This window comes from Candidatus Coatesbacteria bacterium, from assembly GCA_014728225.1.
Lineage (GTDB): Bacteria > RBG-13-66-14 > RBG-13-66-14 > RBG-13-66-14 > RBG-13-66-14 > WJLX01.
The window spans coordinates 67,842-78,884 of sequence record WJLX01000003.1; the positions used below are offsets into that span (position 1 = coordinate 67,842).

The 11,043-nt window shown below is 67.6% G+C and carries 7 protein-coding genes, 2 tRNA genes and 1 riboswitch; of the genes, 6 read left to right on the forward strand and 3 right to left on the reverse strand.

All coding sequences use genetic code 11. The features are described from left to right. Nucleotides 1–99: 99 nt before the first annotated feature. A riboswitch (cobalamin riboswitch) is annotated at nt 100–235 on the reverse strand. A gap of 31 nt (nt 236–266) precedes the next feature. Beyond that, complete coding sequence (locus GF399_00440; protein ID MBD3398783.1) at nt 267–1,142, forward strand: purine-nucleoside phosphorylase; 876 nt, start codon at nt 267–269, stop codon at nt 1,140–1,142. Between the two features lie 315 nt (nt 1,143–1,457). Here the strand turns inward: GF399_00440 and yidC are convergent, their stop codons facing one another. Then, nucleotides 1,458–3,656 carry a membrane protein insertase YidC gene (gene yidC / locus GF399_00445; GenBank protein ID MBD3398784.1) on the reverse strand — a complete coding sequence of 733 codons (2,199 nt, stop codon included), beginning with the start codon at nt 3,654–3,656 and terminating at the stop codon, nt 1,458–1,460. Between the two features lie 114 nt (nt 3,657–3,770). On the opposite strand from yidC, the gene GF399_00450 reads away from it, so the two are divergent. Further along, nucleotides 3,771–4,394 carry an MBL fold metallo-hydrolase gene (locus GF399_00450; GenBank protein MBD3398785.1) on the forward strand — a complete coding sequence of 208 codons (624 nt, stop codon included), beginning with the start codon at nt 3,771–3,773 and terminating at the stop codon, nt 4,392–4,394. A 20-nt stretch (nt 4,395–4,414) separates the two neighbouring features. Further along, complete coding sequence (locus GF399_00455; GenBank protein MBD3398786.1) at nt 4,415–5,218, forward strand: hypothetical protein; 804 nt, start codon at nt 4,415–4,417, stop codon at nt 5,216–5,218. Nucleotides 5,219–5,278: 60 nt separating this feature from the next. Here the strand turns inward: GF399_00455 and GF399_00460 are convergent. Then, nucleotides 5,279–5,365: transfer RNA gene (locus GF399_00460), tRNA-Leu, on the reverse strand. Nucleotides 5,366–5,889: 524 nt separating this feature from the next. Beyond that, nucleotides 5,890–5,965, reverse strand: a tRNA-Cys gene (locus GF399_00465). A 123-nt stretch (nt 5,966–6,088) separates the two neighbouring features. Here GF399_00465 and GF399_00470 point away from each other — a divergent pair. The 3 genes from GF399_00470 (at nt 6,089) to GF399_00480 (ending at nt 10,849) form a co-directional block, all read left to right on the forward strand. Continuing rightward, complete coding sequence (locus GF399_00470; protein MBD3398787.1) at nt 6,089–7,843, forward strand: hypothetical protein; 1,755 nt, start codon at nt 6,089–6,091, stop codon at nt 7,841–7,843. A 3-nt stretch (nt 7,844–7,846) separates the two neighbouring features. After that, complete coding sequence (locus tag GF399_00475; protein ID MBD3398788.1) at nt 7,847–8,704, forward strand: pantoate--beta-alanine ligase; 858 nt, start codon at nt 7,847–7,849, stop codon at nt 8,702–8,704. A gap of 99 nt (nt 8,705–8,803) precedes the next feature. Next, nucleotides 8,804–10,849 (forward strand): hypothetical protein, encoded by a 2,046-nt coding sequence (locus GF399_00480; GenBank protein ID MBD3398789.1) that lies wholly within the window; start codon nt 8,804–8,806, stop codon nt 10,847–10,849. Nucleotides 10,850–11,043: the final 194 nt, after the last annotated feature.

Below are 11,043 nucleotides of genomic sequence, written 5' to 3' on the forward strand. Positions count from 1 at the left end.
GTTCACACCGGCCGGACGCGGGGCGGGGGGAGGATCGGGGTAACATGATACCGGTCATGCCAACCTCCTCGGATCGCGAAGGGGGTGGGGACCGGAGCCGGGTATCCTGGCTGACGACGCGGCGTCGTTGACGCCCCGGAACGGGCGCCTTCCCGGAAGCGAAGCTCCAGTGGCGTCTGCCCGTTCCTCGTCGAACACAGTGGCGCGACCGCGGCGGATTCTAACCGCCTTCCCCGGGTCGGCTTAGGCCGACCATCCGGTCAGATATGGGAGACCATTATCCCACCGCGGTCAATCATCGTCAAGGCCCCCCTGCAGAAGGAGGATCAGTGAAGCAACAGTTGGAGGAAGCCGTCGACCTGTTCGAGGAGCGCCTGACCGTCGCCCCCCGGGCGGCCCTGATCCTGGGTTCCGGGCTGTCCGAGGTCGTCGAAGCCCTGCGGGACGCCGTCGCCGTGCCCTTCGACGAGATACCGGGTATGCCCTCCGGCACCGTCAGCGGCCACCGGCACCAGGTCGTCGCCGGTGTGCTGGGTAACGTGCCCGTCATCTGTTTCGCCGGCCGGCTGCACCATTACGAGGGCTACGACATGTGGCGCGTGACCTATCCCGTGCGCCTGGCCGCCGAACTCGGCGCCCACACCCTGCTCGTCACCAACGCCTCGGGCAGCCTGCGCGAAGAGCTGCTCCCCGGCACCTTCGTCATCCTCACCGATCACCTCCACCTGATGGGAGCCAACCCGCTGCGCGGCGATCCCGCGGCGGGCCGTCCGCACAGTTTCACCCCCACCGCCGGGGCCTACGACGCCGCCCTGCGCAAGCTGGCCGCCGAGGAGGCCGCCAAGCTCAATCTCCAGGTCGCCGAGGGCGTCTACGTCGGCGTCGGCGGCCCGACCTACGAGACCGAAGCCGAGGTCCGCGCCTACCGCACCCTCGGCGGCGATATCATCGGCATGTCCACCACCCCCGAAGTGATCATGGCCCGGGCCCTCGAACTGCGGGTGCTGGCGCTCTCCGCGGTCACCAATCGGGCCGGACAGCGCTACAACGAGGGTCATGCCGAGGTCCTGCGCACGGCGCGCGAGATGACCGACGGCTTCGTCAACTGGCTGCGCGCCGTGGTCGCCCGCCTCGAGCTCTAACGACACGCGCCGTCCGCGCCACGCCGCGACCCCGGCCGGAGAACGGCCGAGGCGCCGCCTGTGCAGTTTCGCGCCCCGGAACCGGCACGGTTTTTGCATCTCGGCGACCGTTTGGACGGCTGAAAACGGTCGGCCTCCGCAAAAACCGTGCCGGTTCCGGGGCGTGGTCGGTCGAGGGGGGGACGGGTCGTGGTGCTGTGGCCGGGGTCGCGGCGGGCCGAGCTGTGGGTCTGGATCGGCGAAATGGCGACGGATTGTGGATAAACCGACCGGGGAGCCGCGGCTCCCCGGTCGGTTCGTTGGGTAACGGTGGGTTTACTTGGTCTGGACCTTGCTGTAGTGGCTGCGGTCGACGAGCTTCTTGGGCAGGAACCTGCCCCAGTCGCGGTCCTCGAGGGGCGGGATCGGCTCCTCGGGATCGGCGGCGGCGAGGGCGTAGCGGTCGTCGTCGTCGACGGCCAGCCCCAGGGCGGCCCCGCAGCGCGGGCAGTAGACGCCGTCGACGTCGCCCTTGCCCCCGGTGCGCAGCTCGACGTCGCGGAATTCGGCCCGCAGGGTCTTGTTCCAGTCGGTCTTGTGGCCGCATTTCTCGCAGGCCACCTCGTGCTGGGGTTTCTTGCGTTTCTTCTTGTCGGACTTGGCGGCCTCGGCTTCGGCGACGCTCCTGCCGCGCACGCGGGCGGGCTTTTCCTTCTCGCTCTTGGCTGGAGCGGCGTCACTGATGCCGTGCTCCTTCTGGTAGACCTTGAGTAGCCAGTACTGCTGGGCCACGGTCAACAGGGAGTTGAACAGCCAGTAGAGCACCAGGCCCGAGGGCATCTGGTAGAACAGCACGCCGAAGATGATCGGCATGAACTTAGTGAAGCCGGTGGTCTTGCCGCCGCGCTTGGCCGTCATCCGGCCCTGATACCACATCACGGCGACCATCAGCAGGGGCAGCAGGTTGAAGTTGGGGCCGATGAGGGGGATGTTGACGCCCCAACTGAACAGGGCGTCGGGCAGGGTCAGGTCGCTGATCCAGAGGAAGGCGGCCCCGCGTAGCTCGACGGCGTTGCGCAGCGCGCCGAACAGGGCGATGAAGACGGGCATCTGCAGCAGCAGGGGCAGGCAGCCCCCCAGGGGCGAGACTTTGTTCTTCTTATAGAGGGCCATGATCTCTTCGTTGGCCCGCTGCTGGTCGTTGGCGTAACGCTCCTTGATGGCCTCGATCTTGGGCTGCAGCATCTGCATGGCGATCGAGGAGCGGAAGCTCTTGTTGGTCAAGGGCATCAGCACCAGCTTGATGGCGATGGTCATCAGGATGATCGCCAGGCCGTAATTGCCGAGGAAGCTGTAGAACAGCTTCAGCAGCTTGAGCAAGCCGATGGAAACCGGAGCGAGGAAGTTCCAGCCGAAGTCGGCGACCTCGCCCATCCCCAGGGCGTCGAGGGCGTCGTGGTACTTGGGACCGATGTAGGTCAGGAAGCGCCGACGGAACAGGCCGCCGTCGGAGGCTTGAGCGGTGAGGGTGGTGCGGGCGATCTTCGGCGGCGCGGTCATCTCACGCAGGGCCACGCTGCCGAAGAAGGGCCCCTCGCCGGTCGGTTTGAGCGCCAGGGTGAAGTGGTTGTCGTTGACGGCGATGTGGCCGATCTTGTCGGCGTCCTCGCTCTCGTCGTCGTTGTCGCCGGCGGACTCCTCGAACTTGTCACCGCCGACGTCGGCGATGGTGGTCAACTGGCCGCGGACGGCGTTGGTCATGTCGCCCTGGCGGTCCAGACCCGTACCCAGCTCGAGGACCACGTTGCGCGCCGTGGCCGGGACGCCGGCGACGGAAACGTCGAGGTAGCCGACGTAGGAGTCGCCGCGGAAGGTGAAGCGCTTGGTGACGGTGACCTGGCCCGCCGTGGCCGTGTAGGTGATCGTCAGCTCGTCGTCACCGGAGACCCGGTACTCGCCCGGCGGCCGGTCGGCGTTATACTCGGTCCAGGCTGTGAAGCCCTCGACGGTGATCATCCCCGGGTAGTACTCGCCGGGGATCTTGTTGAACAGGGTCAGGTGGCTGCCGTCGTAATCCTTGTGCTCGAGCAGGGTGACGCTCTTGTAGGCGCCGCCGAGATCGGACAGGCGGATGACCGCCAGGTCCGTGCGCACGGTGACCAGGTCCTCGGATTCCTCGGCCAGTTGCCCGTAGCCGGCGGAGGCGGCCGCCGTCTCGAGCCGCTGGGGCTCCCCGCCGGCGTCGGCGGGAGCTGCGTCCGCGCCGGGTTCGGCGGTGTCGGCTGATTCTGTGGGCTCGGCGGCGGGGGCCGCGGCCCCTCCGGCTTCGGCCTCGGCGGCCAACTGGACGTCCTCGCCCTCGACGATCTCCTCCTCGTCGTCGGAGAAGATCAACTGCACCACGACCAGGGCCACGATGGCCAGCACGCCGACGATGATCAACCGCCAGGTAGATTTCTTGTCACTGTCCGAATTGGCGGGTTCCAACGGCACTCCCTCGGCTGGGGTTAACAACAACGTATTCTCGGCTGGCATTTTACCGACCCCGTCGGGGCCTGTCAACTCGTGGGCCGCCGAACCGCAGACAAAGGCCCGACGGGGATGTTATGATGGACTCGAACAAACGACAACCCCCCAAGGGAGACCACCGTGGCCCGCCCCCGCGTCATCGTCGTCGGACCGCTGCAGATGAACTGCTACCTCTGGCCCTGCGCTCCGGACAAGTGTTTGGTCGTCGATCCCGGCGCCGAGCCCGGACGGATCGTCGACGAGCTCGAAGGACTCGGCCTGACCCCGGCGGCCGTCGCCCTGACCCACGGCCACCCCGACCACCTGGGCGCCGCCGGGGAGCTGGCCCGCCGCTACGGCGTTCCCGTCTACCTCCAGCCCGACGACAACCTGTGGATCGAGCTGCTCAAGAGCGACTGGATGCCCGATTTCGGCCCGCGGCCCGACTACTGGCCGGAATTCACCGCCTACACCGACCTGCTCGACTATCCGGAGTTGAAACTGCAGATCCTGCCCCTGCCCGGACACTCCCCCGGCTCCGTGGTGCTCTACAGCGTCCGGGACGCCTGCGCCTGCGTCGGCGACGTCCTCTTCGCCGGCGGGATCGGGCGCACCGACCTGCCCGGCGGCGACGAGGAGCAGCTCTTCCGCGGCCTGCGGGAGACCCTCTTCGAGCTGCCGCCGTCGACGGAGATCCTCCCCGGCCACGGACCCGCGACCAACCTGGCCCGGGAACGGGCCGTCAACCCCTTTGTTACGTGGTGAGAGGGCTACCGCTAATCGCCGTGCTTCTGGCCGCTCTCCTCGTCGGTTGCGCCGAGCGTCGACCGGCGCCTCCGGTCGGCTGCGAGTTCGTCAAGAGCCTGCCCAGCGAGGATTGGCTCGCCCTGGCCCTGCGTCTCTACGCCGATCCCCACCGGGCGGGGGAGTTGGCCGCCCTCAACGCCGCTGAGACCGACCATTCACCGCCGCTCCTGATCATCGCTCGCCGGGGCGTTACTCTGCAGCAGCCACCTCTCCACGAGCGCCTCGATGCTCCGGCCGCTACCGCCCTGGAAAACGCGGTTCTGCGCCTCTGGGCCCGCGACGACACCGCCGGCGCCCAGAACCTGCTGCGCGCCGCCCTGGAGCGCGAGCCCCTCGACCCCCACGGGCGCTACCTGCTGGGCCTGGTGCACGCCCGCCGCGGTGAACTGCATCGCGCCGTCGCCGAGCTGGAAAGCGCCCGCTACCTGGCCCCGACGGACGCCCGCCCCCACGCCACTCTGGCCCTCGTCAACGCCGAACTCGGCCGCTTCGCCCAAGCCCGCCGCTACGCCATTTCGGCTCTTCAGCTCGACTGGTACGACTGGCGGTCGCACTACCTGATGGGTCTGCTCACCGCCGGCGACGACGAGCACCGCCTCGCCGAGGCCCACCTGTTCCAGGCCCTGGAGCTGGGACCGAGCTACGGCCCGGAGCGCGAGCGCATCCTCGAGCTGCTGTACCTGTTGCAGAGCGGCCACGAGCCCCTCGATCCCGCCTGGCTCTCCGGACGCCTGCCGCGACCCGATCCGCGCGGCGACGATTTCTACGATATCCGTCGTTGACGCCGATTCGCCAATAGACGACACCGGCCCCGGGGCCGGTGTCGTCTTATCCCGATGGTCTGGTGCCGAGAGCCGGACTCGAACCGGCACGGGGGTCAGCCCGGCGGATTTTAAGTCCGCTGCGTCTACCAATTCCGCCATCCCGGCAGGTGGTGGCATTATAGTACCGGCGACGCTCCCGGCGCAAGCCGCCGCGACCGCCGCCCCGCCCGCCCGATCACCCGGATCGGGTCGAGACGGACCCCGGAACCGGCACGGTTTTTGCGGAGGCCGACCGTTACAATCGCTCCAACGGTCGCCGAGATGCAAAAACCGTGCCGGTTCCGGGGTCCGGGAGGCCGGCGTTATGGAGCCGCGGGGCGGCGGTCGGGGGCGGCGGGACGGTCCCGGAGGGTGGAGGAGCTCCAGCCGAAACTAGGGGGGGACGGTTGATCTAGGCACGGATAAAGCGCGGCCATGAGATAAACCGGGCGGGGGCCCGATCCGGCCCCTTGCCGGTGGAGGCGGCCGTCGATAGCGCAACGTATAACGAGAAGCCGCGGCAGAAAAACTGGGCGGGGGTCTGATCCAGCCCCTTGCCGGTGGAGGCGGCCGTCGACAGCTCAACGTATAACGAGAAGCCGCGGCAGAAAAAATGGGCGGGGGTCTGATCCAGCCCTCCCCCCCGCCCGTGGAGGCGGCACCCGGACTCGAACCGGGGAATGGAGGATTTGCAATCCTCTGCCTTAGCCGCTTGGCTATGCCGCCTGCGCAGGTGGGAATGATACACCAGGGCGCGGCGAAGGGTCAAGGTGCCTTGCCGGGTGGCGGAGCGAATCATATAATCGTCACCTGGTCGCGCAGTTGTTTCTCAATCGCTGGAGGTGCGAGGTGGCTGTTTTCAGTGGCTTCATGGGTTTGATGACGGCGCTGGTTCCCCTGGCCGCGCCGGTGGACGTTACCGAGGACACCTGGCTGGCCGAGGCGCCCGGCGACGCGTTAGTGGCGGTGTATATGCCGGGCTTCGAGATCGATTGGGCGGTCCTCGAGGACAACCCGATGATCGCCATGCTGGTAGAAGACGGATGGCCGCCCGAGGAGGATGATTTCCCCGAGGTCCTGCGGCAGTACAGCCTGGAGGAGCTGATGGGGATGATCAAGGGCGAGCTGCTCATCCTCGGGATGCCCGTCGATGAACAGGACGCCTGGGAGGATGATCTGGGCTTCTACGCCGCTTTCCGTTCCGTCGACGCGAACGCCAACGAACTCATCGTCGAGGTGTTGCGCGGCAGCGAGGAGCTGGAGCCGGTGGAGCTGCCCTTCAATCCCGGCGGTCTGGAGGCCTTCGCCGTCCCGGACGATAACAACTCGCCGCTGTTGGCCTTCGACGGCGAGGTTCTGCACGTCGCCGACGACGCCGAGCTGCTGGGACGGGTGCTGGGTTGGACCGGTGGCACCCTGGCTGACGATGACGACTTCCAGGAGGCTCTCCGGGAGCTGGAGGACGAGGCCCTGATCGCCGCCTACATCGACCTGGCCGAGCTGCTGGCCCGCGAGCGTGCCCGGGATGCCGAAGAGTGGGCCGAGATCGATCCGGAATACGCCCCGGAACCGCCCTCGGAGTTCGAGCTGTCCCTCAACGCCCTGGGCGGGGTGCTGGATCGGGACGGCTTGCTGCGGGCCAAGCTGACCTGGCTCGAGGGCGGCGTCGCCGAAGACCCCGTCTACCGCACCCTGGTGGATGATCGGGGGCGGATGGGGCTGGCCGCAAAGGTGCCGGAGCCCTGCCTGATCTTCGCCGAAGCCCGGGTCGGCGGCTTGGTTCCCCTCCTGGTCGAGCTGATCGAGGAGGAGGACGGCGAGGAAGCCCCGGCGATGATCCACGCCCTGGTCGAGGTGCTGGAGGAGGGCTTCAGCGGCCGACTGGGGTTCTCGCTCCATGGCCTGCCCGGCGAGCCGCAGAACGAGGATATCGAGGAGACCCTCGATGAAATCGATCTGGAGCTGGACTATGCCGATCCGCGCCTGGTCGTCTACCTGGAAACGCCGGACGCCGACGGCTTCCTGGAGAACCTCGAGGACACGTTGAGCGATTTCGACACGCCGTACCAGACGCCGACCCTGGGTGGGCGGCGCAGCGTCCGCATCCAGCCGGAGGAGGAAGACCTTCCGGTCTATCTGTTGGTGCTCGATGAAGAACTGGTGGCCCTATGCACCGACAAGACCTCGGCGGAATGGATCGTCGGCCAGTACGGTGGCGCAGGCAATCTGGGCGAGAGCGAAGCCTTCACCGCGACGGCGGCGGCGAACACGCGCGAGGGCAGCCTGGTCCTCTACGCCGACACCACGGGCTTGATCACGGCCGCCGAAGGGCCGGAGTTCGCCGCGATGATGGGCGGCGGAAGCGATATCTTCAGCGGTATCGAAGCGCTGGGTTTGTTCGCCGAAGCCCGCGAGGAATGCATCTACCTGGAGACGGATTACCAGAGTCTGCAGGACCTGATGGTCATCTTTCTCGGCTTCGCCTTCACGGCCTTCGACGAGCCGGTGATGATCGACGAGCAGGGCGCCCAGACGGCCCCGGCGACCAACAAGGATCAAGCGAGTGTCGAGACCCAGGCCGAGAGCGCCCCGGCACAGGAGTAATCGATGGAGATCTTCCGCCAGACCGGACCCCAGCGACGCTGGTCGCAGGAGCGGCGCTGCTCCGGCGAGGAACTGGCCCTGGTGCCGACGATGGGCAGCCTCCACGAGGGTCATCTTTCCCTGGTGCGCGAGGCCAAGCGCCGCTCCGACGTGGTCGCTGTCAGCATCTACGTCAATCCGACCCAGTTCGGTCCCGGCAGAGACTTCGAGCTTTATCCCCGCGACGAGGAGCGCGACCTCGAGTTGCTCGCCGAGCTGGACGTCGATTGCGTCTTCATTCCGCAATCCATGTATCCCGAGGGGGATGTGACCAGGGTCGAGGTCCGCAGCAAGCTGACCGAAGTGCTCTGCGGTGCCCGGCGTCACGGCCATTTCGCCGGCGTGGCCCGCATAGTGACCAAGCTGTTCATTATCGTCCGACCAGACCTGGCCGTCTTCGGCCGTAAGGACTACCAGCAACTGCTGGTCATCCGCCGGCTGGTGCGTGATCTGCACCTGGGCGTCCGGATCTTCGACGCCCCCATCGTCCGCGAGGACGACGGCCTGGCCTTTTCCAGCCGCAATCGCCGTCTCGACGCCGCCCAGCGACGCCAGGCTCCGGCGCTCTACGGGGCTCTCAAGGCCGTCGAGGAGGCCTGGAAGGCCGGCGAGGACAGTGTCAAGAAGCTGATCTCCGTGGGTCACCGTCACCTGCGTGAACAGGCTCCCGACGCCCGCTTGGAGTACCTCGAACTGCGCCATCCGGCGACCCTGGAGGGTTTGGACTTCGTCGGCTGGGACGGCGCCCTGGTCGCCCTGGCCGTTCGCTTCGGCGACATCCGACTGATCGACAACATCGTGTTGGAGCGCGGCGACTTGTGAGACGGCGTTCCGCTGTGCTACAATGCCCCTCCATATCCGACCACGAAGCTCAAGGGCGCCTTCGCGCCGCGGGGCCGGGCCCCGGGAGGTAGAACCGCCATGGTCATGCGCAAGATGCGCGAGAACATGAAGCCCATCCTCTGGATCGCCATCATCGGCTTCCTGGGCACCATCGTCTTCGCCTGGGGGATGAGCTACTCCTCCTCCGGCGGCGGCTGCGAGGCCGAGACCGTCGTGCTCGTCGTCAACGGCGAGGAGGTCCCGGCCTACGAGTACGATCAGCTCTTCCGCAGCATCTACGATCAGGAGGTCCGGCAGGCTCAGCAGCAGTACGGCCCCCTCTACCACCCGGCCCTCAACGACCAGATCGCCCAGCAGGTCTCCGACGAGGTCATCGAGGCGTTGATCCAGGAATACGTCGTGCGCCAGCGCGCCGCCGAATGGGGCCTGACGGTGACCGACGGCGAGATCGATGAAGTCATCATGGCCACGCCCTACTTCCAGGACGAGAAGGGCACCTTCTCCCCGGAGGCCTACCGCGACCAGCTCGACCGCATCGGCACCACCGACGAGGAGTACCGTCGCAGCCTGCGGCGCGACATGCTGGTGCGCAAGGTCTACTCGATCATCACCGACACCGTCTTCCCGCCCGAACCCATGGTGCGGATGGAGTACCTGCGCAGCGCCCAGCAGGCGGACTGCGACGTCGTCGTCATCCCCGCCGGCGACTTCCAGCAGACCGTCGAGGTCGGCGACGCCGCGGTCAAAGAGTATTACGAGGAGCACGCCGACGACTTCATGGCCCCCGCCGAGGCGACCGTCGATTATCTGGCCCTGGAGTTCGACAAACTCTACGACGAGATCGAGCTGACCGAGGACCACCTGCGCCAGCTCTACGACAGGCGCAAAGACGATTACATCCACGCCCGGCACATCCTGTTCAAAGTCCCCGCCGAGGCCGACGAAGCCGCCGTCGAGGAGGCCCGCCAACGAGCCGTCGCGGCCGTCGCCCGTCTCGATGACGGCGCCGACTTCGCCGAGCTGGCCGTCGAGCTCTCCGAGGGCCCCTCGGCCCCCGAGGGCGGAGATCTGGGCTTCTTCCGCCGCAGCGCCGATCCCCAGCTCGAAGGACCGGCCGGCCGCCAGATGGTCGAGGAGTTCACCAACGCCGCCTTCACCCTCGATCCCGGTTCCTACACCAGCGAGCCCGTGCGCACCGAGTTCGGTTGGCACATCATCCTGCGCGAGCCCGACGAGGTGGCCTTCGAGGATATCGCCAACGCGCTGGAGCACGAGCTGCGGATGGATCAGACCCTGACAGCCATCGACGAGTACGTCGAGATGATGTCCAAGGACCTCGAACGCGGCCGCGGCCTGGAGGAGATCGCCGAGACCATACCCACCGCCGAGGTCAAGCGCGTTGAAAACCTCTCCGAGGACGCCATGGTCATCAACGAAGAGTTGGGAACCTTCATCGGCTTCCGCGCCGCCGCCTTCGGCCTCGAGGAGCCCGGCGAGCTGAGCGGGATCATCGCCCGGGACTACCGGGGGCTCGACCAGCAGTCGACCTCGCTCAAACGGGACTACTTCATCCTGCGCCTCGTCGAGCGCACCGAGGCCGCTCCCGCACCCCTCGAGGACGTCCGGGCCCGCGTCGAGACCGCCGTGTTGCGCGAGAAGGCCGCCGAGGCGGCCCGGGAAGCCGCCGAGGAGCTGCTGGCCGCCGCCGAACAGAGCGACCTCGAGACCGCCGCCGCCGCAGCCGGCTTCGCCGTTCAACGCGTGGCCGGAGCCACCCGCTCCGGCAGCCTCCCCGGCATCGGCAGCGCCCCCAAGGCCGCCAAACTGGCCTTCGAACTCGACAACGGCGAACTCTCCAACGTCGTCGAGGACGGCGAAAACTTCTACATCGTTCGCGGCGTCGGCGTCGGCGAGCCCTCACCCGAGGGCTACGGCGCCGAGCTGGACGCCGTCCGTAAGCGGCTGATGCTCTCCCAGCGCAACCCCTTCTTCCAAGCCTGGGTCGAGGAACTCGTCACCGCCGCCGAGATCGAAAACCGGCTGCCCGAGCTGATGGCCGAAGCCGCCGAACGCCGGGCCGAGATGCGGGCCGCCGAGCTCCAGGACGACGAAGAACAGGGCTAAACGCCCCGGCTTCCGCCAACGTCGGAACGGGGCCGCCGCCGGCCCCGTTTCCTTACCCGCCGGAACCGGCCCGGCGACCTTTGAAAACCCCGGGCGACACCGTGAATACCACCGAACCCCAGCGCCGGAGTCGGCACGGTTTTTGCGGAGGCGGACCGTTGCCGCCGTCCCAACGGTCGCCGAGATGCAAAAAC